The sequence below is a fragment of the Mesorhizobium sanjuanii genome, from assembly GCF_002529485.1.
GTDB lineage: Bacteria > Pseudomonadota > Alphaproteobacteria > Rhizobiales > Rhizobiaceae > Mesorhizobium > Mesorhizobium sanjuanii.
This window is the reverse complement of the sequence record NZ_NWQG01000068.1, coordinates 25,615-50,794: the sequence shown is the minus strand read 5'-3', so window position 1 is coordinate 50,794 and position 25,180 is coordinate 25,615. Positions and strand designations below refer to the sequence as shown.

24 protein-coding genes are annotated in these 25,180 nt (G+C 63.6%); 6 read left to right on the top strand and 18 right to left on the bottom strand.

The annotated features are described in order from the left end of the window. Positions 1-251 precede the first annotated feature (251 nt). Positions 252-2,573 carry a PAS domain-containing sensor histidine kinase gene (locus tag CN311_RS12910; protein ID WP_097574097.1) on the top strand — a complete coding sequence of 774 codons (2,322 nt, stop codon included), beginning with the start codon at positions 252-254 and terminating at the stop codon, positions 2,571-2,573. Between the two features lie 93 nt (positions 2,574-2,666). Here the strand turns inward: CN311_RS12910 and CN311_RS12905 are convergent, their stop codons facing one another. From CN311_RS12905 to CN311_RS12885, 5 genes are all read right to left on the bottom strand, one after another. Continuing rightward, complete coding sequence (locus CN311_RS12905; protein ID WP_097574106.1) at positions 2,667-3,140, bottom strand: EF-hand domain-containing protein; 474 nt, start codon at positions 3,138-3,140, stop codon at positions 2,667-2,669. Between the two features lie 61 nt (positions 3,141-3,201). Next, positions 3,202-6,168 (bottom strand): bifunctional [glutamine synthetase] adenylyltransferase/[glutamine synthetase]-adenylyl-L-tyrosine phosphorylase, encoded by a 2,967-nt coding sequence (locus tag CN311_RS12900; RefSeq protein ID WP_097574096.1) that lies wholly within the window; start codon positions 6,166-6,168, stop codon positions 3,202-3,204. Continuing rightward, the gene (locus CN311_RS12895) at positions 6,168-7,634 is read right to left on the bottom strand and encodes a sensor histidine kinase (RefSeq protein WP_097574095.1); all 1,467 of its coding nucleotides are present in this window, start codon (positions 7,632-7,634) and stop codon (positions 6,168-6,170) included. The genes CN311_RS12900 and CN311_RS12895 overlap by 1 nt, the downstream gene beginning before the upstream one ends. Before the next feature lie 6 nt (positions 7,635-7,640). Beyond that, complete coding sequence (locus tag CN311_RS12890) at positions 7,641-8,315, bottom strand: response regulator transcription factor (protein ID WP_165779684.1); 675 nt, start codon at positions 8,313-8,315, stop codon at positions 7,641-7,643. Between the two features lie 318 nt (positions 8,316-8,633). Next, on the bottom strand, positions 8,634-10,172 hold the full coding sequence (locus CN311_RS12885; protein WP_097574094.1) for a DegQ family serine endoprotease: 1,539 nt from the start codon (positions 10,170-10,172) through the stop codon (positions 8,634-8,636). Between the two features lie 195 nt (positions 10,173-10,367). Here CN311_RS12885 and CN311_RS12880 point away from each other — a divergent pair, with 195 nt between their 5' ends. Continuing rightward, positions 10,368-10,637, top strand: a complete 270-nt coding sequence (locus CN311_RS12880) for a CopG family ribbon-helix-helix protein (protein ID WP_097574093.1) — start codon at positions 10,368-10,370, stop codon at positions 10,635-10,637. Continuing rightward, positions 10,634-10,942, top strand: a complete 309-nt coding sequence (locus tag CN311_RS12875; protein WP_097574092.1) for a type II toxin-antitoxin system RelE/ParE family toxin — start codon at positions 10,634-10,636, stop codon at positions 10,940-10,942. Before CN311_RS12880 ends, CN311_RS12875 begins: the two co-directional genes overlap by 4 nt. Here the strand turns inward: CN311_RS12875 and CN311_RS12870 are convergent. From CN311_RS12870 to CN311_RS12830, 9 genes are all read right to left on the bottom strand, one after another. Then, positions 10,939-11,400 (bottom strand): cytochrome c-type biogenesis protein, encoded by a 462-nt coding sequence (locus tag CN311_RS12870; protein WP_097574091.1) that lies wholly within the window; start codon positions 11,398-11,400, stop codon positions 10,939-10,941. The two genes, CN311_RS12875 and CN311_RS12870, sit on opposite strands and share 4 nt — an antisense overlap. Next, a complete protein-coding gene (locus tag CN311_RS12865) occupies positions 11,397-13,388 on the bottom strand; it encodes a heme lyase CcmF/NrfE family subunit (protein WP_097574090.1) in 1,992 nt (663 codons plus the stop codon). Before CN311_RS12865 ends, CN311_RS12870 begins: the two co-directional genes overlap by 4 nt. Beyond that, positions 13,388-13,831 carry a cytochrome c maturation protein CcmE gene (gene ccmE / locus CN311_RS12860; protein ID WP_097574089.1) on the bottom strand — a complete coding sequence of 148 codons (444 nt, stop codon included), beginning with the start codon at positions 13,829-13,831 and terminating at the stop codon, positions 13,388-13,390. The genes CN311_RS12865 and ccmE overlap by 1 nt, the downstream gene beginning before the upstream one ends. A gap of 3 nt (positions 13,832-13,834) precedes the next feature. Further along, positions 13,835-14,968: a c-type cytochrome biogenesis protein CcmI gene (gene ccmI, locus CN311_RS12855; protein ID WP_097574088.1), complete on the bottom strand. Its 1,134-nt coding sequence runs from the start codon at positions 14,966-14,968 to the stop codon at positions 13,835-13,837. Between the two features lie 123 nt (positions 14,969-15,091). Then, positions 15,092-15,532 carry a hypothetical protein gene (locus CN311_RS12850; protein ID WP_097574087.1) on the bottom strand — a complete coding sequence of 147 codons (441 nt, stop codon included), beginning with the start codon at positions 15,530-15,532 and terminating at the stop codon, positions 15,092-15,094. 214 nt (positions 15,533-15,746) lie between these two features. Then, complete coding sequence (locus CN311_RS12845; RefSeq protein ID WP_097574086.1) at positions 15,747-17,201, bottom strand: ATP-binding protein; 1,455 nt, start codon at positions 17,199-17,201, stop codon at positions 15,747-15,749. Beyond that, on the bottom strand, positions 17,185-17,850 hold the full coding sequence (locus tag CN311_RS12840; RefSeq protein WP_097574085.1) for a response regulator transcription factor: 666 nt from the start codon (positions 17,848-17,850) through the stop codon (positions 17,185-17,187). Before CN311_RS12840 ends, CN311_RS12845 begins: the two co-directional genes overlap by 17 nt. A 102-nt stretch (positions 17,851-17,952) precedes the next feature. After that, entirely contained in the window at positions 17,953-18,252 is a 300-nt protein-coding gene (locus CN311_RS12835; protein WP_097574084.1) for a hypothetical protein, read from the bottom strand. A gap of 167 nt (positions 18,253-18,419) precedes the next feature. Beyond that, positions 18,420-18,827, bottom strand: a complete 408-nt coding sequence (locus CN311_RS12830) for a DUF3168 domain-containing protein (protein ID WP_097574083.1) — start codon at positions 18,825-18,827, stop codon at positions 18,420-18,422. A 233-nt stretch (positions 18,828-19,060) separates the two neighbouring features. Between CN311_RS12830 and CN311_RS12825 the strand changes: the two genes are divergently transcribed. Continuing rightward, entirely contained in the window at positions 19,061-19,276 is a 216-nt protein-coding gene (locus CN311_RS12825) for a hypothetical protein (protein WP_097574104.1), read from the top strand. Positions 19,277-19,323: 47 nt separating this feature from the next. After that, positions 19,324-19,500, top strand: a complete 177-nt coding sequence (locus CN311_RS12820; protein WP_245440817.1) for a hypothetical protein — start codon at positions 19,324-19,326, stop codon at positions 19,498-19,500. Between the two features lie 91 nt (positions 19,501-19,591). Here CN311_RS12820 and CN311_RS12815 read toward each other — a convergent pair whose 3' ends face one another. The 4 genes from CN311_RS12815 to CN311_RS12800 form a co-directional block, all read right to left on the bottom strand. Continuing rightward, complete coding sequence (locus tag CN311_RS12815) at positions 19,592-19,858, bottom strand: DUF1488 family protein (protein ID WP_097574082.1); 267 nt, start codon at positions 19,856-19,858, stop codon at positions 19,592-19,594. Then, positions 19,855-20,109 (bottom strand): hypothetical protein, encoded by a 255-nt coding sequence (locus CN311_RS12810; protein ID WP_097574081.1) that lies wholly within the window; start codon positions 20,107-20,109, stop codon positions 19,855-19,857. The genes CN311_RS12815 and CN311_RS12810 overlap by 4 nt, the downstream gene beginning before the upstream one ends. Positions 20,110-20,304: 195 nt before the next feature. Then, complete coding sequence (locus tag CN311_RS12805) at positions 20,305-21,858, bottom strand: trimethylamine methyltransferase family protein (RefSeq protein ID WP_097574080.1); 1,554 nt, start codon at positions 21,856-21,858, stop codon at positions 20,305-20,307. 12 nt (positions 21,859-21,870) lie between these two features. Next, a complete protein-coding gene (locus CN311_RS12800; protein ID WP_097574103.1) occupies positions 21,871-24,282 on the bottom strand; it encodes a GcvT family protein in 2,412 nt (803 codons plus the stop codon). Positions 24,283-24,402: 120 nt separating this feature from the next. Here CN311_RS12800 and CN311_RS12795 point away from each other — a divergent pair, with 120 nt between their 5' ends. Then, positions 24,403-25,041, top strand: a complete 639-nt coding sequence (locus CN311_RS12795) for a TetR/AcrR family transcriptional regulator (RefSeq protein ID WP_097574079.1) — start codon at positions 24,403-24,405, stop codon at positions 25,039-25,041. Positions 25,042-25,180 lie beyond the last annotated feature (139 nt).

Below are 25,180 nucleotides of genomic sequence, written 5' to 3'. Positions count from 1 at the left end.
CCTCTCTCAAGCGCGACGGCAGAAGAAACGTCGAGCATTGCCGCAGCGACCCCAGCCGTCCATCCGCCTTCGGCGGCTGTCCAGCCTCAAGGGGGAAGGAGACCGCGGCCTTGATTATTTTATTCGATTTTTAATCTTTTTTCGCCGCGCCTCTGGACAAGGCGAATCACCTTTGATTCTTTACGGACGATTCGGAAGTGCGGCGTAGCCGGATCGTCAAGCGTCATAGACAGATTCGGGGAGTGCCATTTATGGCGAAGGCGGACGCGTGGGGCGCGCCCGGAGGGACGGCTTTTGAGCGGCGTGAGGCGAGACGCGACGGTCTCGCCGGCAATGCACGGCTCATCGCCGAACCCGCCTACCGGCGGCTGCTGGCGGCCGAGCCGTTTCTGCGCCGATCGATACCGGCCCTCATCATAATTTTCCTGATCGTCATCGCGGCGCTGCGCTTCCTGTCGCTGATGAACGAACGCGACGAAGTCGAGCGCGACGCCAGGGCGGTGCTGGCGCTGGCGGCAGGCCAGATGGCCAGCGCAATCTCGGCCGACCCCAATGCCGCGTCTGGAGCCGCCCAGGATCTGCTGGAGAACACCAGCCGCCAGGGGGCCATGGGCCGAAGCCACGTGCTTGCGATCACCGATGGCGCCTTCAAGATCATCGCCGTGTCGCCGCTCACGACAGGGTGGCAGGGGCGCTCGCTCGACAGCCTGGTGCTTGGCGGCCAGCCGCTGTTCATGTTCGGCGATCGTGCAGGCGTGATGGAGGTCAGCATCGGCGGACACGACTGGTTCGCGGCGGTGAGCCTGGCAACCAACAAGAAGAATGCCGCGGCCGTGCTGGTGCCACAGGAGGCGGTCTTCGACACATGGCGCAAGACGGTCTCGCTCAACGTGACACTGTTCGTGCTCACCGCCGGCGTGCTGATCATCATCCTCTATGCCTATTTCGGCCAGGCGGCGCGGGCGCAAGCCGCCGACCGCATCTATCTCGAAGCGCATCAGCGCATCGACATGGCGCTGGTGCGCGGCCGCTGCGGCCTGTGGGACTGGGACATGGTGCGCGGCAAGATGTACTGGTCGCGCTCGATGTACGACATGCTGGGCTACGAGCCCTGCGACACAATGCTGTCGTTCGGCGAGGTCGACGAGATCATCCACCCCGAGGATGGCGACCTGTTCGAGCTCGCCAACCGCATCGTCGGTCGCGAGATCGATCATATCGACCAGGTGTTCCGTATGCGCCATGCCGACGGACAGTGGGTGTGGATGCGCGCAAGAGCCCAGGTCATCGATCCGGAGGCGCCGGAGATCCAGCTGATCGGCATCGCCGTGGACGTCACCGAGCAGCGGCATCTGGCGCTGCGCTCGGAGGCCGCCGACCTGCGCCTTCGGACCGCCATCGAGAACATCAACGAATCCTTCGTGCTCTGGGATTCGGCCCAGCGGCTGATCATGTGCAATTCCAAATACCAGCAGGACAACGGCCTGTCGGATCGCGATGTGATGCCGGGCGCCTCGCGCGCCGTGCTGGAAGATCGCATGCTGGCCTACGCCTCGGAGCGGCGGCTTGCCAACACCAGCGGGGCGCAAGGCGGCGCGACCTTCGAGCGGCAGCTCGCCGACGGCCGCTGGCTGCAGGTCAACGAACTCAGGACCAGGGACGGCGGTATCGTCTCGGTCGGCTCCGACATCACCCAGATCAAGCTGCATCAGGAGAAGCTGGTCGACAGCGAGCGCCGGCTGATGGCGACCATCCACGATCTCAGCCTCGCCCGCAGGGCCGAGGAAGAACGGTCGCGCGAACTGGTCGAGCTCAATCGCAAATACATGAAGGAAACCGAGCGCGCCGAGGCGGCGAACCGGGCCAAGTCCGAATTCCTAGCCAACATGTCGCATGAATTGCGCACGCCGCTCAACGCCATCATCGGCTTTTCCGAGCTGATGGAACAGGGCCTGTTCGGGCCGCTCGGTTCGTCGCGCTACGAGGAATATGCCACCGACATCAACGGCAGCGGCAAGTATCTGCTGGGCGTCATCAACGACATCCTCGACATGTCGAAGATCGAGGCCGGCCAGTTCTCGATGGACCGGGAGGAAATCGACCTCTGCCCGCTGATCCGGGAGACCGTACGCGTCGTCTCGCTGCAGGCGGCGGAAAAGTCGATTTCCGTCGAAACACGCATCCCCGATTCGCTGACGCTCTTCGCCGATCGCCGGGCGATCAAGCAGATCGTCATCAACCTTTTGTCGAATGCGGTGAAGTTCACCGGCCAGGGCGGCCGCATAGCGGTGAGAGCCCGCAATATGTCGGGCGCGCTGGTGCTGACGATCGAAGACAATGGCTGCGGTATCCCGAAAGAGGCCCTAAGCAAACTCGGGCGGCCGTTCGAACAGGTGCAGAACCAGTTTTCCAAGAGCCATACCGGCTCCGGTCTTGGCCTCGCCATCTCGCGCTCGCTAGCCGAGCTTCAGGGCGGCGCCTTGAAAATCCGCTCCACCGAAGGTGTCGGCACGATCGTGTCGGTGCGCATTCCCGTCAAGAGGGCGGCGCAGGCGGTCAAGGCTGCAGCTTGACGGATTCTGTAAGAATCCTCCGCAGCGCTGGCGCGAAGGAATGAGGCATAGGCTAATCCGGCGACGAACGCCGCCGGACGCCTATACAGCATTTCACTGCATGCTGCCGTTGCCGCCACCCCATTGACGGTGACCACCCATGCGACCGCCCTTCGGCAGTTCGCTCTTCTCGATCTTGCCGTCATTGTTGCGGTCGAGCATGGAAAAGACCTTCTTCTCGCGACCAGTGATGTCATCGGTCGTCAGCGTGCCGTCGCCCTTGGTGTCGTAGCGGGCGATGATACGCTTGGCCATCCGCTCGAAGCGCGCCTTCTCGAGTGCGTCGGCGAGCTGGGCGACGGTCAGCTTGCCGCCATTGTCGGCGACCATCTTCTTCAGGCGTGCGTTCATGGCATCGGAAAACTGGTCGAACGTGATGGTGCCGTCCGAATCCTTCATCGCCTTGCTGAGGCGCATCATCATGCCCTCGCGCATTCTGGCACTGGCATTATTTTCGGCATAGGCCGTGGTGCCGACCGCGCCGGCTAAGGCTACGAAGGCAAGGGCAAGTTTGGTTGACTTTCTCATGGTCTTCTCCTGTTGCATCGTCACCCCCGATGCGATCCGAACTACCTTCGGGCTTCTGCCGTCACGGTCGTTTGGCACGAAGCAAAAGGTCGAAATTCTTTCTGACCTTTTGCGACGTCTCCTTGAGGTGTGCTTCCAGCACTCCGAAATCCGGCAGGTCGGTGACCGCCAGAAGCAGATCTGAAAGCCCCGGCGGCACGTCATCGTGTTCGAACACGCCGGTGAGGCAGAGCCTGATCATCTGGGTCAGCGCCAAATAGAGAACATAGGCATCGCAGAGTTCCTGCCTGACCTGGGCCTCGGCGAAATCCGGCGCCAGGCGAGACAGGATGTCGGCTGTCCCGGTGGCCCTGCGGCCGGCATCGACCTGCCCTGTGATCACGGCCACCTGAGCGATGAATTCGAGATCGATAAGGCCGCCCGGGACCAGCTTGATGTCCCAGAGATCGCGCGGCGGCTTCTCCTTTTCGATCATCGCGCGCATCTCGGACGCTTCGGCCATCACCTTGGCGGCATCGCGCGGCAGGGCCAGCACCGCCGTCACGTCCGTCTCGACCTCGGCGCAGAGCGCCTGATCGCCGCCGATGGCGCGGGCCCTGGCCAGCGCCATATGCTCCCAGGTCCAGGCATCCTGGCGCTGATACTTCTTGAAGGCGTCGACATGGGTGGCCACCGGCCCCTTGTTGCCGGAGGGGCGCAGGCGAAGGTCGAGCTCGTAGAGAACGCCCTCGGCCGTCGGCGCCGACACGGCCGATATCAGCCGCTGCGTCATCCTGGAGTAGTAGTGGGAAGGCGCCAGCGGCTTGTCGCCGTCGGAGTCTTCGGCGTCAGCATCGTGATCGTAGAGCAGGATGAGGTCGACATCGGAGCCGGCCGTCAATTCGCGGCTGCCGAGCTTGCCCATGCCGAGCAGCGCAATGGTACCACCGGCGATGCGGCCGTGGCGCTGTGCGAACTCGGCGATCACCGCCTGCAAGGCCGCATCGATGGTGAGATCGGCGAGATCGGAAAAGGCGCGGCCAGCACGGGCCGGGTCGATCGAACCGGCCAGCAGCCGCACCCCGATCAGGAATTTCTGTTCCGATGCAAAGATGCGCAAGCGGTCGAGCACGTCCTCATAGGCCCGGTCGCCTTCTATGAAGGCAGCGAGACGCGCCGACAGATAGGCGCGGTCCGGCAATTCGGTCAGCAGGGCCGGATCGAGCAGGCCGTCGAAGACATGCGGCCGGCGGGTGATGATCGCGGCCAGCCGGGGTGCCGCGCCCATGATCGTCGCCATCAGTTTCAGCAGGGCGGGATTGGACTGGAGCAGCGAGAAGAGCTGGATGCCGGCAGGCAGGCCGGCGAGAAACTCGTCGAAGCGAATGACTGCCTCGTCGGCCCGGCGCGTCTGGCCGAATGCCTTGAGCAGCGCCGGCGTCAATTCGGTCAGCCGTTCGCGCGCCTCGGCCGACTGGGTGACGCGGTAGCGGCCGAAATGCCAGCCGCGAATGACGCGGCAAATGTCGCTCGGCCGCTGGAAGCCGAGGCCGCTCAAGGTCTGCAGCGTATCAGGATCGTCGACGTCGCCGGTAAAGACAAGGTTGCCGACGCCGGCCGAAAGCTCGGGCGCGGTTTCGAAAAGCGCGGCGTAGTGGCGTTCGACCTGGTGCAGGGCGGCGCGGAACGCCACGGCAAAACCTGCCGCATCGGCAAAACCCAGCATATGGGCAATGCGATCCAGCCCCTCGTCGTCTTCCGGCAGCGTGTGGGACTGCTCGTCGGCGACCATCTGGATGGCATGCTCGACGCGGCGCAGGAACCAATATTGGCTGGTGAGCGTGTCGCGGGCGTCGGCCGTGATCCAGCCGCGCGCCGCAAGCTGGCCGAGCATCGGCACGGTCTCGCGGCCGCGCAGATCGGGAAAGCGGCCGCCGGCGATGAGCTGCTGGGTCTGGACGAAGAACTCGATCTCGCGGATGCCGCCGCGGCCGAGCTTGACGTTGTGGCCTTTGACCGCGATCTCGCCATGCCCCTTATGGGCGTGGATCTGCCGCTTGATCGAATGGACGTCGGCGATCGCCGCATAGTCCATGTATTTGCGCCAGACATAGGGCTGCAATTCCCTGAGGAACGCGTCGCCGGCCGCGATATCGCCGGCCACCGGACGCGCCTTAATCATGGCGGCGCGCTCCCAGTTCTGGCCACGCGCCTCGTAGTAGCGCAGTGCCGCCTCGACCGGGATCGCCAGCGGCGTTGAACCGGGGTCGGGGCGCAGCCTGAGGTCGGTACGGAAGACATAGCCGTGCTCGGTGCGGTCCTGCAGGATGCGGACGAGCCGGCGGGTCAGGCGTGAGAACAGCTCCGTCGCGTCGAGCGGATCGATGACGGCCGGCGCTTCCGGGTCGAAGAAGACGACGAGGTCGATGTCGGACGAGAAGTTCAATTCATGCGCGCCGAGCTTGCCCATGCCGAGCAGGATCCAGCCCGATTGCCGCGAAGGATCCTCCGGGTCGGGCAATTTGAGCTTGCCTTGCTCGTGCGCATCGCGAAGCAGGAAGTCGACGGCGGCACGGGTGCAGGCATCGGCAAGATCGCTCAACCGCCGCACCGTGACAGCGGTCTCGGCTTCGCCTGCAAGATCGGCGAGCGAAATCAGGACATGTGCTTCAGTCTTCCATTGCCGCAGCTCCATCATCAGGCTGCTTTCGGAGACAGCTTGCGCACGCGCGGCCTTGTCGATGGCAGCGCCGATCGTGGCCAGCCGCGCCTCGACCGTTTCATCGAAAAGCGTGTCAAGAATCTCAGGGCGGCGGCGCACCATGTCGCGCAGGAACGGCGACAGGTCGAACATGGCGGCAAGCAAATCCTGAGCGGCTTCCTTGCCGGTCAGGAATTTCGCCAGCCGGGCAAGCCCCTCTTCCTGCGCGGCTGAAGCGATCTCCGACAATTCTCGCCTGGCCCGGTCTGGATCCAGTGGAACAAGCCTGGCCGCCGGCTGCAAAAGCCAGTTGGCCCCGACCCGCTTCGCAGCCGCCCTCGCCGCCATCAGTGCTCCTCCCGTCCGGGAAAACTCATGACGACCGACAATCCGGGATCTGCCGGCAGAAGATCAATCCGTCCATTGTGGAACGTCATGATCGCCTTGGCGAGGCTGAGGCCAAGACCGGAACCGGGCTGCGAGCGGCTTTTTTCCAACCGCACGAAACGCTCGGTCACCCGTGCGCGATCGGCGTCGTCGGGAATGCCCTGGCCATTGTCGGAGACAGTAAGCCTGATTTCGCCGCCAACCCGTTCCAGCGTCACGCGCACGCCGGGCTTGCCGGTCGAATCGGTCGAATATTTGATCGCGTTGTCGACGATGTTCGACAACGCCTGGCCGATCAGCTCGCGATTGCCGTCGACAGCAAAACTGCCTTCGACCGAACTCTCCAGCGTCACGCCGGCCTCTTCCGCCACCGGTTCGTAGAGTTCGACGACGTCGCGCACGGCGGCCGCCAGGTCGACCCGGCTGGTGCTTTCCGAGGAATAGCCTGCCTCCAGCCTGGAGATCATCAGGATGGCGTTGAAGGTCTTTATCAGCTGGTCGGACTCGGCAATGGTCCCTTCCAGCGCCTGCCGGTAGTCGGTGGTCCTGTGCTTGCCGGAAAGCACCGCCTCTGCGCGGTTGCGCAGCCGGGTCAGCGGCGTCTTCAGATCGTGGGCGATGTTGTCGGAGACCTGCTTCAGACCCTCGTTGAGCGTGGCGATCCTGGCCAGCATGGAATTGAGGTTTTCGGAGAGCCGGTCGAACTCGTCGCCCGCGCCGGTAACCGGCAACCGGCCGGAAAGATCGCCGCCCATGATGCGGCGGCTCGCCTCCGACACACTGTCGATGCGCTTCAGCGCCGCGCGGCCGACAAAGAACCAGATCAGCAGCCCGCCAAGCCCCATCATGCCCAGCGCCAGCATCAGGGCGCGGCGAATGACGGCGCGGAACCGCTCCGGCTCGCCGAGGTCGCGGCCGACAAGCATGATCATCTGGTTGGGCAGGCGCAGCACAAGCGCAATGGCGTTGTGGCCCTTTTCGCCCTGCGCCTGCACTTCATTCTCGCCGGACTGCTGATCGGAGACCGGGTTGCGCTGCCGTTCGAGCTCGCCCTCACCGAAGCGCCGATAGGAGAACGGTTCCTTCGTCCAGCCTTCGGTCTCGATCACGCCCGGCTCAAGGCTCTGCACATTGCCGGTCAGGATCTGGCCATTGGTGTCGGCGATCAGATAGAGGTTGGCGCCGGGCTGGCGTGAGCGGGCCTCGACTACGCGCACCAACACCGGCAGACCACCGCGCTGATAGGCCCGCGCGAGGCCGAGCACCTCGTCGTTGATGGTGTCTTGCGTCTGTGCGGTCAGCATGCGCGCCGACAGCGAGGTCATGTAGAAGACGAGCAGCACGGCGCAAAGCGCGAAAAGCAGGAGATAAAGCGCCGAAAGCCGCGCCGCCGTCGTCTTCATGATGGCCGGCAGGGACAGTGCCATAAGGCCCTACCCGCTCTTCAGCATGTAGCCGGCGCCGCGAACCGTATGCAGGATCGGCTTGTCGAAGCCCTTCTCGATCTTGCCGCGCAACCGCGAGACATGAACGTCGATGACGTTGGTCTGCGGATCGAAATGATAGTCCCAGACATTTTCGAGCAGCATGGTGCGCGTCACCACCTGACCGGCATGGCGCATCAGATATTCGAGCAGGCGGAACTCGCGCGGCTGCAGCGTGATCTCACGCGACGCGCGCCGAACCGAATGGGAAAGCCTGTCGAGTTCGAGATCGCCGACCCGATAGACGGTTTCGGCTTCCCTGGAACTGGCGCGACGGTTCAGCACTTCCACGCGGGCGAGCAGTTCGGAGAAGGCGTAGGGCTTGGTCAGATAGTCGTCGCCGCCGGCGCGCAGGCCGGTGACGCGGTCGTCGACCTCGCCGAGCGCCGACAGGATCAGCACCGGCGTCGTGTTGCCCCTGGAACGCAATCCAGCGATGACCGAGAGGCCGTCGCGGCGCGGCATCATGCGATCGATGACCATCACGTCATAGTCGCCTGCATCGGCGAGAGCGAAGCCGGTTTCGCCGTCACCCGCCACATGCGCGGTATGCCCGGCCTCGGCAAAGGCCTTCTGGAGGTAATCCGCGGCCTCGCGGTCATCTTCTATGACGAGAATCTTCATAGAGCCGTTATACGCGATTTCGCTGGAAGATTGAGTGGCCGGCATGTGCATCATGGCCTTCACCTTGGCGTATCGCAAACAAAGCGATTCAAGGATACGCGATAAGTCTTTGTTTTAGTACGCCGTTGCCCCAACCGCTACCCAGCCTCGGGTCAAGCTCGTTTGGGCGACATGTTTGGATTACGCGGCAGCGGGCGATGGGAGCCCGCTGCCGCTGGAGCAAAACACGATGACTGACTAACGTGTTCAGGCTCCGTGCTTTCCCATGCGATGGCTCGGGGGTGTTTGAAAACCACCGCATTGGAAAAGTCTGATACATCAGCCCTTGGCGACAGGCAGCGCGACGAAGCGATTGGTGTCGTCGCGGGTGATCTGCATCAGCACCGCCTTGCGGCCGGACTTCACCGCATCGGCCATCGCCTTGGCGACGTCGTCGGTGCCGTTCACCTCAGTCGAATTGACCGAGGTGATGACGTCGCCGGGCTGGATGCCGCGGTCGGCGGCATCGCTGTCCGGGTCGACATCGGTCACGACAAGGCCCTTGCCATTGTCCGACTTGGTAACGGTGAGGCCGAGATCGGCCAGCGTGTCGGGCTTTGCCGGTGCGGCGGGCTGCTGCTGGTCGGCCGAGGCCTGCTTGTCGCTCGAGGGCAGTTTGCCGAGGTCGACCTTGACCGTCTCGCTCTTGCCATCACGCCAGACCGTGACGTCGACAGATTTGCCGGGCGAATAGGCGCCGATGAGACGAGCCAGTTCCTTCGGCGAAGCGACATCCTTGCCATCGACCTGGGTGATGACGTCACCTGATGTGATGCCGGCCTTCTTGCCGGGACCATCGTCCTGGGCGCTGGAAACGAGCGCGCCCTTCTCGGACTTAAGGCCGAGCGATTCGGCGATGTCGGAGGTGACCGGCTGGATCTCGACGCCGAGCCAGCCGCGCTGGACGGAGCCGTTCTTCATCAGGTCTTCCACTACCTGCTTGGCGGTCGAAGCGGGAATGTCGAAGGCAATGCCGACGCTGCCGCCGGACGGCGAGAAGATAGCGGTGTTGATGCCGACGACCTGGCCGTTGAGATTAAAGGTCGGGCCACCCGAATTGCCGCGGTTGACCGAGGCGTCGATCTGGATGAAATCGTCATAGGGGCCGGCGCCGATATCGCGGCCACGGGCCGAGACGATGCCGGCGGTAACCGTGCCGCCAAGGCCGAACGGATTGCCGACGGCCACGACCCAGTCGCCGACGCGGACCTTGGAATCATCGGCGAAGTCGACATAGGTGAACTTGCCGACGCCATCGACCTTGAGCACGGCGAGATCGGTGCGCGGATCGGTGCCGATCAGCTTGGCGTCGAGTTCCTTGCCGTCATTCATCACCACGGTGAAGGCCGAGCCTTCCTCGACAACATGGTTGTTGGTGACGAGATAGCCGTCATCGGAAATGAAGAAGCCGGAGCCCTGCGCAACCGGCCGAGGCTGGTCGTTGTGGCGGTCGCGACGCCCGAAACGGCGATGACCCTGGTCCTGGCCATCGCCAAAGCCACGGAACTCCTTGAAGAAGCGGCGCAATTGCGGATTGTCGGGCAGGTTGTCGAAGCCGCCCTGATCGTCGGAGCCGTCATCGGCGGCCGGCTGAATCCTGGCCTTGACCTTGACACTGACGACCGCTGGCGAGACCCGCTCGACGACATCGGCGAAGCTCGGGACCTGCGGGGCCTCGACGCGCACAGCATCGGCCAGAACCGGGGCGGTCCCGGTGGTGACGGCAGCGAAGCCTATCGCGCCGGCAATGGCGACAGAAGCGGCGGCGGCCATCAGACGCTTGCGGGTGCGGGGATATGAATTGGGGGCAATATTCATGGTTCTCGTATCCTCTTTGAAGGGATGCGCTCTGGTGAGCATCCTCAGGCAAGGAGGAATAGAGGGGCGCACATTACGGCGCCATTTCCAGTGCATGAAAGTTTTGTAATGTACTGGCAACAAGGGCGCACAAATCTCTTGGTTATGCTCGTCTGCTGCCCTATGTTGTATACAATTCAGCACAGGGCTTTCACTATGACAGCAAGCGCCACCATGACAATTCGGGTTTCGTCCGAAACCAAGCTGAAGCTTGAGCGGATCGCCGCCGACACAAGGCGCAGCAAATCCTTCCTCGCGGCCGAGGCCATATCGGCTTATGTCGATCGCGAGCTTGAGATCATTGAAGGCATCAAACGCGGCGTGGCCGACGCGGCGGCAGGCCGTGTCGTGCCCCACGACGAAGCCATGGCGGAAATCGACGCCGTCATCGAAGCAGCGGAAGCCAAGCGCGCAGGCAAGACGTGAAGCGGTTTGTCACCTGGTCGCGAGAAGCGCTGGATGACATCAAACACCAGGTCGCCTTTATCGCGCGTGACAATCCTGCCGCCGCCAGACGCCTCGCTGATCGCATTCGCGAAGCGGGCCAGCAACTTGGTGACATGGCGACTGGCCGGCCTGGCCGGGTAGCAGGCACCTATGAGCGGCCGATCAGCCGCCTGCCCTACATCATTGCCTATCAGTTGGGGCCGATCGCGAGTCGTGAGAGCGTCATTATCTTGCACGTCATTCACACGTCGCGGGACTGGCCGCCGGAGGAATGGCCGAATTAATTACCCAGCATCTTATCCAGCGCCGCCTGTTCCTCGGGAGTCAATGCAGCGGTTGCTGTCGAACGGCGCGATCGGGCGGTCAGCACGATGAAGAACCCGCCGGCCAGAAGCAGAAGGATCGGCGTACCCCAGAGCAAGCCATTGCGCAGGTTGAAGCGCGGCTTCAAAAGCACGAACTCGCCGTAGCGCGAAACGATATAGTCCATCACCTGCTGGTCGCTGTCGCCGGCGACCAGGCGCTGGCGCACCAGGACACGCAGGTCTCGGGCGAGGTCGGCATCGGATTCGTCGATCGACTGGTTCTGGCAGACCATGCAGCGCAGCCCCTCGGAAAGGGCGCGCGCTCTCGCCTCGAGCGCCGGATCGGGCAGTACCTCGTCGGGCTTCACCGCGAAGGCGCCGCCGGCAAACAACAGCGACAAGAGCAGCACCAGCGAGGCGAGCGAGAACCTGGTCATGGCAGGCCCGCGGAAGGCACGGCGCCTGTCGGCTTGCGACGCCGCGACGGCGCGCCGACGCGCAGGCGCCGATCCATGAGCGACATCGCCGCGCCCGCCATCATCACCAGGCCACCACCCCAGATCAGCGTCACCAGCGGTTTCCACCACAGACGCACCACGACGGAGCCGTCGGTCGCCTCGTCGCCAAGCGAGACGTAAAGCTGGCTGAACCCGATCGTCTTGATGCCGGACTCGGTCGTCGTCATCTGGCGCACCGGATAGAAGCGCTTGGCCGAAGTGACTTCGCTGATGGTGCTTCCGTCGGCGCCAAGCAGGGCGAAGCGGCCGCGGTCCTCGCTGTAATTAGGCCCTTGAGCCGGATAGAGCCCTTCGAAACGCAGCGTATGGCCGGACAGTTCGACGGCCTCGCCGGCACGCATCGACAGGATCTTCTCGGCACCGAAGCTGAGCGTGCCGACAATGCCGAGCAGCGTCAGGCCAAGGCCGAGATGGGCGAGCGCGGTGCCGAAGACGGAGCGCGGCAGGCCGGCGAAACGTCGCAGCATGATGGCCGGCGCCACGCTGCCCGCGCCGGATTTGACTGCAAGATCGGTGAGCGCGCCGCAGACCAGCCAGACGGCGAGGCCGACGCCAAGTGCCGCGAACACCGAGGCGCCATCGACGAACAGCGCTGTCACCAGCATAGCGGCGAGCGCCAGGGCAAAGGCCGCCATCAGGCGCTGTGCCGCGGCAAAAACGTCGCCGCGTTTCCAGGCCAGCAGCGGCCCGAATGGCACGATCGCCAGCAGCGGCAGCATCAGCGGACCGAAAGTCAGGTCGAAGAACGGCGCACCGACCGAGATCTTGTCGCCCGTAACGGCTTCGAGCGCCAGCGGATAAAGCGTGCCGACCAGCACGGTGGCGGTGGCGGTGGTCAGGAACAGATTGTTGAGGACCAGCGCGCCTTCGCGCGAGATCGGATGGAAGAGGCCACCGGCCGTCAGCCGCGAGGCGCGCAAGGCAAACAGCGCCAGCGAACCGCCGATGAACAGCGTCAGGATGCAGAGAATGAAGACGCCGCGCGTCGGATCGGTGGCGAAGGCGTGTACCGAGGTCAGCACGCCGGAACGCACCAGGAAGGTGCCGAGCAGCGACAGCGAGAAGGTCAGGATCGCCAGCAGCAGCGTCCAGATCTTCAGCGCCGAGCGCTTCTCCATGACGATCGCCGAATGCAAGAGCGCCGTTCCCGCCAGCCATGGCATGAAGGAGGCGTTCTCGACCGGATCCCAGAACCAGAAACCGCCCCAGCCGAGCTCGTAATAGGCCCAGTAGGAGCCCATGGCGATGCCGCCGGTCAGGAACATCCAGGCGACCAGCGTCCATGGCCGCACCCAGCGCGCCCAGGACGCGTCGATGCGGCCCTCGATGAGGGCGGCGACCGAGAAGGAAAAGCAGATGGAGAAACCGACATAGCCGAGATAGAGCAGCGGCGGATGGACGGCGAGGCCGAGATCCTGCAGGATCGGGTTGAGATCGCGGCCTTCGATGGGTGCCGGATTGAGCCTGGCGAATGGATTGGACGTGGTCAGGATGAAGAGGAAGAAGGTGGCGCCGATCGCACCCTGCACGGCCAGCACATTGGCCTTCAGCGTTGCGGGAAGATTGCCGCCAAAGACGGCGACGAGCGCTCCGAAGAAGGTCAGGATCAGCACCCAGAGCAGCATCGAGCCTTCATGATTGCCCCAGGTTCCGGTGATCTTGTAGATCAACGGCTGCAGCGAATGCGAGTTCTCCCAGACGCTCGCCACCGAAAAATCGGAGCTCGCATAGGCTGTCGCAAGTGCGGCGAAGGAGAGCGCGGTCAAGGCAAAGCCGGTCACGGCGACAGGACCACCGACGGCCATCATTTTCGGGTTGCCGATGCGCGCGCCGTAGAGAGGCACCAGCATCTGGACGAGCGACAGCGCGAAGGCGAGGATGAGCGCAAAATGTCCGGTTTCAACCATTATTCGCTCTTGCTTTCCTGCCACACGCCCTTGGCCTTGAGGCCGTCGGCCACCTCCTTGGGCATGTAGTTCTCGTCGTGCTTGGCCAGCACGCTGTCGGCGACAAAGACCCCGTCCGGGCCGAAGGTGCCTTCGGTGATGACGCCCTGCTCCTCGCGGAAAAGGTCAGGCAGGATACCCGTATACATGACCTTGACGGACTTGTGCGTGTCGGTCACCGAAAAAGCGACCGTGGCGCCCTGCCCGCGCTGGATGGTGCCTTTCTCGACCAGCCCACCCAGCCTGATACGCTGGCCAGGCTGCACACTGGCAGTCGTCAGGTCGGCGGGCATGTAGAAATAGGAGGCCTTCTGGCCAAGCGCATAGAAGGTCAGCCCGGTGGCCACGCCGAGAAAGGCCAGGCCAGCGACGATCACCGATAATCTCTTCTGCTTGCGCGTCATCGTCTACTCCGTCGCCGTCAGGCCAAGCGAGGCGGCAAAGGCGGTGAATTTCCTGGCTTCCTCACTGTCGCGGCCAAAGACGGCGATACCGCGACCCAGCGCATCGCGCGCCTGGTCGGCCTTGCCCAGCACGACATAGGAACGAACGAGTTGCATCCATCCCTCCGCGTTGCGCGGATTCTGCCGCAGTTTCTCGTCGAGGCTCGCAACCATGGTCTCGATCATCGCTTGCCTGTCCTGCGGCGACATTGACGATGCGGCGTCGACCTCTCCGGCATCCGGACCCTTCGCAGGCTGTCCAGCAGCGACGGCCTTGTTCGCGGACTCTGCCAGCGCCTGCTCGACGGCACGGCGCCAGGGTGAGTCCTGCGGCAACGTGCCGAGCATTTTCTGCCAGGCCGCCGTCGCTTCCGGGACGCGGCCTTCCTGCGCCAGGCCCATGGCAAGATAGAAGTTCGCCTTTGGATTGGCCGGATCGAGCTTCAAGGCTGCCTCGAACGCGTCCTGCGCCTCGGCCGAAACGATGCCGCCAGCCGCATTGGCGATCGCCTCGCCGAGACCGGCCTGGCGAGCGGCGCTGTCGCCATCGAGACGAATGGCGTTGCGATAGGCGCCGACCGCGTCGGGGAACCGCTGCAGGCGCAGATAGATCGGCGCCAGCACATCCCAGCCCCTGCCATCGGACGGATTGGCGGCAAGATGGGCTTCGGCGCGCGCCACCAGTTCGTCCACCGAGCTGTCGGCGGGATTCTTGGCCAGGCGTGCGCTGAGCGGCTGCGACGGCAGGTCGGGCGAGCCGAGTTCGCTGTAGAAACCCCAGCTGATCAGCGGAACCGCCAGAACCGCAACCGTGGCGACAAGCCGCGTCGCTGTCGACGGCCCGGCGGCCTTGGCGGCCGGATCCGCATTGCCCAGGCGAAGGATGCGGCGGGCGATTTCGGCGCGCGCCTCCTCGGCCTCGGCCGGCTGGATCAGGCCGCGCGCCGCATCGCGGTCGAGTTCGGACAGTTGGTCGCGATAGACTTCAAGGTCATGGTCGCCGGCGGCGGACGCGCCCTTCGAACCGCCGGCCAGCGGCAGCAGCACCGCCAGGCTTGCGCCCAGCGTGAGAATGGCGGCTATGACCCAGAAAAGCATGGTTCTTCCAATAGCGGCAGAGCCTTGCGCTGCCAACACAGGCGTACTGCGACGCTTTGACGGCCGGGGCGCCGCATGTCCTTGATCGATATCAACCGAAGCGGCCGATCGGAACAATTGAGCTCAGGTCAGCGGTGTCCAACTGCCATCGGCGTTGCGGCAGGCGGTGCCGCGCGCGGTGGCGCCGGCGGTGCCGGTAAACACCGTATGGGTGTATTGCCGGCAATCCTGCGAACCGACGCGATAGGGCTGAGCAGCGACGACCTCGCCCGAGCGGCCCGAACTGTCGCCTTTCCATGTCACCTTCTGGCCGCTCGCGGTGTATTCGAGCGCCTTGTATTCTGCTTCCAGCGCCTTGCGCTTGTCCGCATCGCTGAGCCCCGAGCCGATCGATCCGCCGACGAGACCGCCACCCATGGCGGAAATGATCGTCGTCGTCACCTTGCCGCCGCTTGGCGGCAGTGAGGCCGGTTGCGGGGCAACGGTGACGCCCGGGCCCTTGCCCAATGTGGTGCAGCCGGAAACGGCGAGCAGTGCGGAAACGAGCGCGACGCGAATCTTCATGCCAACAACCGGTTTTCTCAAGTTAGAGCTGGCTCGCGCCTTCGGGAGGTCGGCGTGGCCATAGTGTTGATGTTTGTCGGAAATTTGGCAAGCGCATGACCCCGAAGATCGGAACCGATTCTCGGAAAGGATCATGCGCTAATTCAAAGTGCTACAGCGTCCTTTGCGCGTCCAAGAGGACGCGCGGCGCTGTAGTGCGACTGCTCGCAAACTATCACTGAAGGCTCCGCAATCGAACCACCGCCTTCAACCCGCCCATGCCAGACCGTTCCAGCGCCAGAGCACCTCCATATTCGTTGACCAGGTCGGCGACAATGGCCAGCCCGAGCCCTGTCCCCGGCTTTGTCTCGTCGAGGCGCCGTCCGCGCTGCAGCGCCTCGCGCGCCTTGTCCTCGGGAATGCCCGGGCCGTCATCCTCGATGCTGATCTCGAACAGATTGGCAAGACCTTCCTTGCCGGCGCCACCCTTGCCCGAGATTGGCGAAACCGACACGGCGACGGCGCCCTTTGCCCATTTCATCGCATTGTCGAGAAGATTGCCGAGCAATTCCTCCAGATCCTCCCGTTCGCCGGCAAAGATAATATCCGTTGCCGGCAACGAAAGCGAGAGATCAGTCTGCGGGTTGAGTTTTTGCAGCACGCGCACCATGCGCTGGACCAGTGGCGCCACCGGCGTGCGATAGACGACGCTGTCGCGTTGCGCCGCAACGCGGGCACGCTGCAAATAGTGGTCCACCTGCTTCTGCATCGAGGCAGCCTGCTCGGCGATGAGCTGGCCCCTGGCGCCGCCAAGCGCCCGCCCCTCATTGATGAGCACCGCCAGCGGCGTCTTCAGCGAATGGGCGAGGTTGCCGACCTGCGTGCGCGAACGCTCGACGATGCGCTTGTTGTTTTCGATGAGCGCATTGGTCTCGTTGGCAAGCGGTTCGATCTCTGCCGGGAAGTGGCCGTCGAGCCTTTGGGCCGTGCCCTCGCGCACCATGGCAAGCGCGTTGCGGACCCGGCGCAAGGGTTGCAGGCCGAGCAGGATGGCGATCGCGTTGATGGCGATCATGCCGACGCCGAACAGGGAAAGATAAGTCAGCAGGCGGCGCTGGAAGCTGGCAATCTCCTGGTCAAGCTCAGTCTGGTTGCCCATGACGCGGAAGCGCGCGGCGCGGTTTTTCGCGTCGAGGACGAACTCGCTCTCGAACACTTCCAGCTCCTCGCCATCGATGCCTTCCGTGGCGTAGCTGCGCTGGAAGCTGGAATTGAAAGGGACCTCGGCGACGCTGGGCGATGGGATCGCCTTGGTCATCGAGGACGAATGAAGATCGCCGTGCACGCCCTCCGACGCCGGCTCCACCGACCAGTACCAGCCGGAATTCGGCTCCGAGAATCGCAGATCGCCAAGATCGGGGGCGCCGGTCAGCGAACCGCCTTCGGACACGCCGACGGAACCGATCAGATTGAACAGATGCGCCGAAAGCAGGCTGTCGAAGCCACGCTCGCTCGCCTGGCGGTAGAGCGTGGTGATGAGGGTGAAGATGACGATCAGGGTGAGGATCGCCCAGATCGTGGAAAAGGCGATCACCCGGAACGCCAGCGATCGCGGCCACAACCGCAGCGAAAGCGGCGACCTTATGGTTTGCTGGGTAGGCAGCGGTTCCGCCTTACGCCTCCGGCTCACGCATGCGGTAGCCCATGCCGCGAACGGTTTCGATCATGTCGATGCCCATCTTCTTGCGAAGCCGCCCGACAAAGACCTCGATTGTGTTGGAATCGCGGTCGAAATCCTGATCATAGAGATGCTCGACCAGCTCGGTGCGGGACACGACCTCGCCCATATGATGCATCAGATAGGCAAGCAGGCGGAATTCGTGCGACGTCAGCTTCAGCGGCACGCCGTTGACGTCGGCTTTGGACGCCTTGGTGTCGAGACGCAGCGGCCCGCATGTCAGTTCCGACGACGCGTGGCCGGCCGCGCGCCGGATCAAGGCACGGACCCGGGCCAGCACCTCCTCGATGTGGAACGGCTTGGTGACATAGTCGTCGGCGCCGGCGTCGATGCCGGATACCTTGTCGCTCCAGCGGTCGCGCGCCGTCAGGATAAGGACCGGCATCTTGCGGCCGCCGCGGCGCCAGCGCTCGACCACGCTGATGCCGTCCATCTGCGGCAGGCCGATGTCGAGAACGACCGCGTCATAAGGCTCGGTGTCACCGAGAAAATGACCCTCCTCGCCGTCGAAAGCCTTGTCGACGACATAGCCGGCATCAGCCAACGCGTCCGAAATCTGCCGGTTGAGATCCTTGTCATCTTCGACGACGAGTACGCGCATGCGGGGATCGTTACCTGTTGAAGCGTTGGCCTGTTGCCGGTGTCAGATATAGGCCGATTCCAGCGGCCTGGGAAACGGAGGCCTTCGGGGTGGAAGATTGGGTCAGTTCAGCGGAACCACGATTTCGGAGCGGCGCGGGCGCTGCCCGTCCTTTCCCGGGACCAGCACGACGATGACGCAGACCGCCTGGCCACCGCGCGTCGACTGCGAGGCCTTGGCCAGCGTGCCGCCGTTCTGCTGGGCAACCTGCTGGCCGATCGCGTAGCAGTCGGAAGCGGCCAGAATGATCGGTGAAGCCTGCTCAGGCACGGCGACCGGCAGCGCCGTCGCCTGCGACGCGAACAGACCTGTCGCAGCAAGCGCCAGTATCGCGGTTTTGAAGTGGGAGCGAAGCGTTTTCATGGTCGGTGTTGTAACGCATCGGTGCTGAACGTGAAATGAACGGTGAACGCCCGAAAAACCATGCCCGCAACACCCCTGAAACGCGAGACAACCGACTTGAGACCCCCAACCCGGTGAAGTCAGCGAAAGGCCAGTCTAGACTCCGTTTCACCGATATTGAAAGTGCCTCAGGCGTTTTCCTGCGTGATGGCGCGAAAGCGCAGCAGTCCATGATGGACCGCCAGATCCTCGTCAAAGCGGGCTTCTGCAAATTCCAGCGACAGCCGTGTTTGGCCATGCGGGCCGAAGACAAGCGTGGCGTCGGCGAGGCGCGCCTCGATCCTGTCCATGATGTTACGCGTTTCGGCGTCGCCATGGGCTTTTGACCAAACATGCAATGTCACAAGCTGATCGGCGTCATTGTCGGCACCAGTGTCCCAGTCAAAAGCGCTGGTGTGGCCGCAAGTCACGTAGGGAAAGGCGACTTTGTCGGTTGCCTGCTCGACAAGGCCGGCGCCACCCAGCAGCGCAGACAGCGATGCGTCGCTTTTCAACCTCTGGAACAGGGCCTGCTGCAAATCGCCGGGCGCCGTCATCTGTCATCCCCTCGCCCGTCGCGCTTTGACAGGCTTTGCGCCCGCGACGCTTCCTGTTTCCAACCTAACCGCGTTGAGCTTCCCGCGCCAGATCGTCCGACCATCATATGGCCGCCTTCAGCGCGCCAGGGACGCCTTTGTAGTGGCCCGCCTGTTTTTATTTGGCATGCAAGGAGTTTGAAGAAGCGTGCTATGGAAGTCCCTGGTTTCTCCGGACATTCGAGATCGTTTTCGTGCGCGAACCATCGCTGCTGCCTGTTTTTGGAAAGCTTGGGATCAAGCCATCGGTTCCGATTTCAGCGAGACCGACTGTGGCGAAGAGCATGAACGGCATGTTGGCAGGCATGCGGGCGTTTCTATCTCTGCACGGAGGCATGGCCTTGAAACTGTCCGTGGTAGTCTGGACAGTCGCTGTTCTGGCGGCAGTGTTCTTCGTCATGCAGACCTGACGGCATCGACATCTGTCGGCAGGGTGCGGCAGTCAAAGGGCGCCAGAATGGCAAACCGTTATGCATTGCGTATGGAGCAGCCCGACAGCTGGACCATCTTTGACGTCTTCACTGGCCAACCTGCCGAACTCAAACACCAAATCATGGTCGGCATGAACACGCGCGATGCTAACGCATGGTCGATCGGCTTAACAGCCGGGACGTCAGGCGACGGGCAAAGGTAGATCGCAAGCCCTGAGACACGCCTGCTGCGCCGGCACATATGGATCGGGATGGATCTGGCGCGTCGGCCCCGAACGCGAGGACATTCGGGATTTAGCGAAAATCGGCTGCGGTCAGCACATAGATGCTCTTACGGGTGCGCGCATAGGCGTTCCTGGCTACATCATGGATCGAACTGGACGCCGTGTCGAAGGCAGCGAGATAGCCGGCCTCGTCGGCGGCCGTTCCCGGCTGCATCTTCGACATGGCGTCGGCGGCGACAGAGAAGGCAATCTGGAACATGCCGTCATGGCCGACGAAGCGGATACGCTTGCCCGCCTCATCATAACTGCGGCTGCGATTGGGGAATGTCAGGCTCATGATTTTACCTCCGGCGCAGAAGCCTTCTTTGCTGCCCGCTTTTTCTTTGGCGTCGGGTTCAGGGCCTCCGCGGCACGGTCGGCCTCTTCCTTGGCCAGCCGTAGCGCCCGCAGTCTTGCCGTCTTGATGACCCTGGCCTTTGCCTCGGAAACATATTCGGCCGTCGCCTGGTTTCGCTCCGCAGTTTTCTTCTGCTTCTCCATGAACCGCGCTTCGGCTTTCTCCATGATATTCTGGCCAGATTCCGCCATCGATAAAATCTCCCTGTGACCGATATTATAAAAGCGAGTTTCCAATCAAAAGTAGGAACTCGTGGCGAAAAATCAATTTTTTGCATTATTTTTGATTCGGCGAGATGCGAAAATCACTCGGCAAAATAATACTATCGATTAGTTACCAATAGAGGCATGAATATTTTTTGGCACTCCTATCAATCGGGTGCTACATCACGAGACCGGCGCTGCGCCGCCCTCTTCGGTGCGCCGCGCTATGAATTCGTCGAGAACGCCTGATGTGGCGGCGGCCGAAGCCGGCGGCCGGAAGTCGGCCAGTGTGCGCTTCCAGACGCCGGTGGCGCGCTCTGTGGCGGTTCTTGACCCGGCCTGCGTCCAATTGCCGAAATTGGACCAGTCGGCGACCAGCGGCTCGTAGAAGGCGGTGCGGTAGCGCGCCATAGTGTGTCCGGCCGAGAAGAAATGCCCGCCGGGCTGCACTTCGGCGATCGCCTCGAAGCCGATCGCACTTTCATCGCCAGGCGTCGAAGCGCAGAGTTCGGCAATGGTCTGCAACGCCTCGATATCGGTGATCAGCTTCTCGAAGGAAACGCTCAGGCCGCCTTCGAGCCAGCCGGCAGCATGGATGCAGACGGTGGCGCCGGCAAGCACCGAACCCCACAAAGCGAACTGCGTTTCGTGGGCCGCCTGCGCGTCCGAGATGTTGGCGGCGCTGCCGCCGCCTGACCGCCAGGGGAGGCCGGTGAAGCGGGCAAGCTGGCCGGCGCCGAGCGTTGCCTTGACATGCTCCGGCGTGCCGAAGGCCGGCGCGCCCGACTTCATGTCGACATTGGAGGAGAAGGAGCCGTAGACGACCGGCGCGCCCGGCCGCACGATCTGGGCGAGCGCCAGTCCGGCCAGCGCCTCGGCATGCTGCAAGGTCAGCGCGCCGGCGACGGTGATCGGCGCCATGGCGCCAGCCAGGCAGAACGGCGTGATAATAGAGATCTGGCCTGCCCTGGCGAAATCGATGATGCCTTGCGCCATCGGAATATCGAGCTGGCGCGGCGAGTTGGTGTTGATGACGGTGTAGCAATGGGCGCCGCTCAAGAATTCGTCCTCCGACAGGCCGCGCGCCAGCCTGATCATGGCAAAACCGTCCTCGACCTGCGGTGTGCCGCGGGCGAAGACGAAGGGGACCTTGTCCGACAGCGTCAGTTGCGCCCGGTTGACGGCGTAGTGGCGGAAGCGGTTGTCGACATCCTGCGGCTCGATGCAAGGCCCCAGCATGTGCAGAACGTCGAAGTGCTGCACCAGCCTGATGAAGTCCTCGAATGCTGCAAGCGTTCCCGGCCGCCGGCCGTGTTCGAGGTCGGTGACGTTGGGCGCGCCGCAGCCGGCCAGGAACGTCATCGTACCAAGCTCGAGCGCGACATCGCGCGAGCGATCCCCAGCGTGTGTCGTGATCGACTTCGGCGCCGAGGCCAGTGCGGCCGCGACGATATCGCGGCCGATGCGCACCATCTGGCTGTCCTCGTCGACCAGCGCGCCGGCACTGGCATAGGCTGCACGCGCCTGCGGCAGCAGCACCTTGATGCCGAGCTCTTCGAGCACCCGCAGTGCCGTGTCGTGGATGGCGACGACCTGATCTTCGGAAAAGACCGGCTGCGGCAGGAAGGGATTCTTCAGCGAGCGATAGTCGGGCCGCCGGCTGGATTCGCTACCGGCCTCGCCAGTGCGTCCGCGCCGGCGCTCGCGCCTGATATCACGTGCGGCTTCGTCGACCATCACAGAACCTCCTCATTGCCGCATCGTCTTGCCCAGGGGATCGTAGGGAGAGGCCGCAATGATCCGTGCCGCCCGCTCCACGCCGACGATGTGCACAGACAAGGCAGTGCCCTCCCCGGCGAAATCGCGATCGACCAGCGCCAGCGCGAGGCTCTTGCCGACCGAATAGCCATAGCCGCCCGAGGTGACGAAGCCAATGCGCCGGCCCTTGTGCCAGACCGGCTCGAAGCCGCTGGCATCGGCGTCGACGGCGTCGACCTCAAGCGTCACGACGCACCGTGTGGTGACGCCCTCGCGCTCCTTCAATGCAGCCTCGCGGCCGATGAAGCCGTCCTTGCCGAAGGCGATGAAACGATCGAGGCCGGTCTGGCCTGGCGTATAACCCTGGGTGAATTCGCGCGACCAGATGCCGAAGCTCTTTTCCAGCCTAAGCACATTCAACGCATAGAAGCCGATCTCAGCAAGACCGAGATCCTCGCCGGCGGCAAGCAGCGTTTCGCGCAAGGTGGCATGCATGCTGGCCGGGCAGTTGATCTCGAAGCCGAGCTCGCCGGCAATCGACAGACGCGCCACACGCGCACGCACCATGCCGATGTCGAACGCGCCGCAGGCCATGAACGGCAAGGCGTCAGCCGAAATATCCTGATGCGTGGTGCGTGCAAGAACCGCCCGCGCATTCGGTCCAGTGACGAGGAAGCCGGACATTGCGTCGGAGATATCGGTGACGGCCGCGCCTTCCGCCGCATGGTCCTGGAACCAGCGCATGTGGAATTCCCTGAGATAGTGGGAGCCCATGATCCAGTAGTCGCCGCCACCCCAGTTGAAGACGGTCAGATCGCCCTTGAGCCGGCCGTCATGGCCGAGCATCGGCGCGAGCTTCGCCTGCCCCGGTTTCGGCAGTCTGCAGGCCAACAGCCGGTCGAGCCAGGCCTCGGCGCCCGGACCCGAGACGGCATAGCGTGAAAAGGCCGATGTATCGACGAGGCCGGCGGCGCGCCGGACCTGCAGCACTTCGTCGCCGACGATGTCGAAGGCGTTGGAGCGCTTCAGCGTGGTGTTTTCGCGAAAGCCCATCGGCGCGAAATAGGCGGGGATTTCCAACCCCCACGACGCGGTCCATTCGCATCCGGCCGCCGTCATGCCGTCATAGGCGCCGGGGCGTTTCAGCGGCCGCCCGGCGGGTAGACGCTCATTGGGAAAGGTCATGACGAAGCGGCGTGCGTAGAACTGGCGCGTCGTCTGCTTGAGATAACAGCGGTTGGCGGCAAAGGCGCCATAGCGGGCAACGTCCATGCCGAAAATGTCGGCCTGCGGTTCGCCATGGATCATCCATTCGGCCAGCGATTTGCCAACGCCGCCGCCCTGGCTGAAACCGGCCATGACGCCGCAGGCGACCCAGTAGTTCCTGACGCCGCGCACCGGCCCGACGATCGGGTTGCCGTCCGGTGTGAAGGTGAAGGCGCCGTTGACCCATTTGCGGATGCCGGCGGTGGCAAGGCAGGGAAAGCGCTCATATGCCCTGGAGAGCTCCGGACTGATGCGCTCGATGTCTTCCGGGATCAGCTCGATGCCGTAGTCCCACGGCGCTCCATCCATGTTCCAGTGCTTTGGGTTCTGCTCATAGAGGCCGAGCAGGACGCCCTTGCGCTCCTGGCGCAGATAGGCAAAGCCGTCGAGATCGACGGCAAGGCCAAGCTCCCTGTCGAGCGCCGCGACCTCCGGAATGTCCTCGGTGACGAAATAGTGGTGCTCCATCGGTGTCACCGGCAGGTCGACGCCGACCATTCGGCCGAGCTGCTTTGCCCAGAGGCCGCCGGCATTGACGACATGCTCGGCAACGATCGTGCCCTGCTCGGTGATGACATCCCAGCCGCCGTCGGCGCGCGGCTTCAGGTCGAGGACACGGTTGCGCAGGATGACATCGGCGCCGCGCTTTTTCGCCGCTCCGGCATAGGCGTGCGTCGTGCCGTAAGGGTCGAGATGGCCTTCGTTGGAATCATAGAGACCGCCCAGCACATCGCTGACGTCTACGATCGGGCAGATCGCCTTGATCTCCTCCGGCGTCACCAGCCGGGCGGTTTCAATGCCGACCGACTGGAACACCGCCCAGGCCGATTTCAGCCACTCCCAGCGGGCGGGGTCGCTGGCCATGTTGACGCCGCCGGTCATGTGCAGGCCGGCATTCTGACCGGATTCGGCCTCGATCTCGCGATAGAGCTTAATCGTATAGTCCTGCAGCGCCGCGACATTGGGATCGGCATTGAGCGCATGGAATCCGGCCGCCGCGTGCCAGGTGGAGCCGGCCGTGAGTTCGGCACGCTCGATCAGCGCGACGTCGGTCCAGCCGAACCGCGCCAGATGGTAGAGCACCGAGGCGCCAACCACACCACCCCCGATGACGACTGCACGATAGTGCGACTTCACGGCTTCCTCCGGGCTGCTCGACCTCGGCACCATATATGCACTGTACATATGTGTCTAGAGTGCAGACATAGGTGTCCAGTCGGCTTGCGCGTCGTTACCCGTCATGCCAAGTGTGGGTGCATGATCGTGATCGCTCCACAGGACGAGCCGGCGCCCGGCAACATCAAGGTAACGCGCTGGGACTGGATCAATCTTGCGCTGCAGACGCTGATTTCCGACGGCGTTGAAAGCGTGCGCGTGCTGCCACTCGGCCAAAAGCTCGGCGTGTCGCGCTCGAGCTTCTACTGGTATTTCCAGAGCCGCCAGGATCTGCTCGACCAGTTGCTCGCCCATTGGCACGAAACCAACACCCAGGCGATCGTCGAACGCGCGAAACGGCCGGCCAAAAGCATTATCATGGGCGTCTTGAACGTGTTCGAATGCTGGGCCGACGAGCGGCTGTTCGATCCCAGGCTCGACTTCGCCATCCGCGAATGGGCGCGGCGTTCCGACGACGTGCGCCGGGCGATCGACAAGGCCGATGACGATAGGCTGAGCGCCATCCGCGACATGTATCGCCAACACGGCTATGACGAGGAAGACGCCTTCATCCGTGCCCGGGTGCTCTATTACATGCAGATAGGCTACTACATGCTCGACCTTAGGGAACCCGTCGAGGCACGGGTCAGTCATCTGGCCGCCTACCTGCGCAGTTTCACCGGCCAGGAGCCTGAAGGGGCCGACGTGGCGCATTTCATGCGCTTTATGGCGGCGCGGTGACGTCGGAAGCGTGCGCGCTTGCAACAAGCGCGCCCTTTTCGATCAACAGACCTCGCGCATGAGCCTGCCTTACCCTTGTGAGCGGGATCAAAATCGACGCATAGTCGCGGGCAGTGCGCCGCCCTGAAATTGCCCGCTT

What these genes read in the sequence shown, in the direction of transcription:
- CN311_RS12835 (WP_097574084.1), bottom strand. Translation starts at nt 18,252, where the DNA reads ATGAAAACGCTTCGCTCCCACTTCAAAACCGCGATACTGGCGCTTGCT.
- CN311_RS12880 (WP_097574093.1), top strand. Translation starts at nt 10,368, where the DNA reads ATGACAGCAAGCGCCACCATGACAATTCGGGTTTCGTCCGAAACCAAG.
- CN311_RS12830 (WP_097574083.1), bottom strand. Translation starts at nt 18,827, where the DNA reads ATGACGGCGCCCGGCGATTTGCAGCAGGCCCTGTTCCAGAGGTTGAAA.
- CN311_RS12820 (WP_245440817.1), top strand. Translation starts at nt 19,324, where the DNA reads ATGGCAAACCGTTATGCATTGCGTATGGAGCAGCCCGACAGCTGGACC.
- CN311_RS12865 (WP_097574090.1), bottom strand. Translation starts at nt 13,388, where the DNA reads ATGGTTGAAACCGGACATTTTGCGCTCATCCTCGCCTTCGCGCTGTCG.
- CN311_RS12840 (WP_097574085.1), bottom strand. Translation starts at nt 17,850, where the DNA reads ATGCGCGTACTCGTCGTCGAAGATGACAAGGATCTCAACCGGCAGATT.
- CN311_RS12900 (WP_097574096.1), bottom strand. Translation starts at nt 6,168, where the DNA reads ATGGCGGCGAGGGCGGCTGCGAAGCGGGTCGGGGCCAACTGGCTTTTG.
- CN311_RS12885 (WP_097574094.1), bottom strand. Translation starts at nt 10,172, where the DNA reads ATGAATATTGCCCCCAATTCATATCCCCGCACCCGCAAGCGTCTGATG.
- CN311_RS12910 (WP_097574097.1), top strand. Translation starts at nt 252, where the DNA reads ATGGCGAAGGCGGACGCGTGGGGCGCGCCCGGAGGGACGGCTTTTGAG.
- ccmE (WP_097574089.1), bottom strand. Translation starts at nt 13,831, where the DNA reads ATGACGCGCAAGCAGAAGAGATTATCGGTGATCGTCGCTGGCCTGGCC.
- CN311_RS12810 (WP_097574081.1), bottom strand. Translation starts at nt 20,109, where the DNA reads ATGGCGGAATCTGGCCAGAATATCATGGAGAAAGCCGAAGCGCGGTTC.
- CN311_RS12895 (WP_097574095.1), bottom strand. Translation starts at nt 7,634, where the DNA reads ATGGCACTGTCCCTGCCGGCCATCATGAAGACGACGGCGGCGCGGCTT.
- CN311_RS12795 (WP_097574079.1), top strand. Translation starts at nt 24,403, where the DNA reads ATGATCGTGATCGCTCCACAGGACGAGCCGGCGCCCGGCAACATCAAG.
- CN311_RS12815 (WP_097574082.1), bottom strand. Translation starts at nt 19,858, where the DNA reads ATGAGCCTGACATTCCCCAATCGCAGCCGCAGTTATGATGAGGCGGGC.
- CN311_RS12870 (WP_097574091.1), bottom strand. Translation starts at nt 11,400, where the DNA reads ATGACCAGGTTCTCGCTCGCCTCGCTGGTGCTGCTCTTGTCGCTGTTG.
- ccmI (WP_097574088.1), bottom strand. Translation starts at nt 14,968, where the DNA reads ATGCTTTTCTGGGTCATAGCCGCCATTCTCACGCTGGGCGCAAGCCTG.
- CN311_RS12890 (WP_165779684.1), bottom strand. Translation starts at nt 8,315, where the DNA reads ATGAAGATTCTCGTCATAGAAGATGACCGCGAGGCCGCGGATTACCTC.
- CN311_RS12805 (WP_097574080.1), bottom strand. Translation starts at nt 21,858, where the DNA reads ATGGTCGACGAAGCCGCACGTGATATCAGGCGCGAGCGCCGGCGCGGA.
- CN311_RS12850 (WP_097574087.1), bottom strand. Translation starts at nt 15,532, where the DNA reads ATGAAGATTCGCGTCGCGCTCGTTTCCGCACTGCTCGCCGTTTCCGGC.
- CN311_RS12905 (WP_097574106.1), bottom strand. Translation starts at nt 3,140, where the DNA reads ATGAGAAAGTCAACCAAACTTGCCCTTGCCTTCGTAGCCTTAGCCGGC.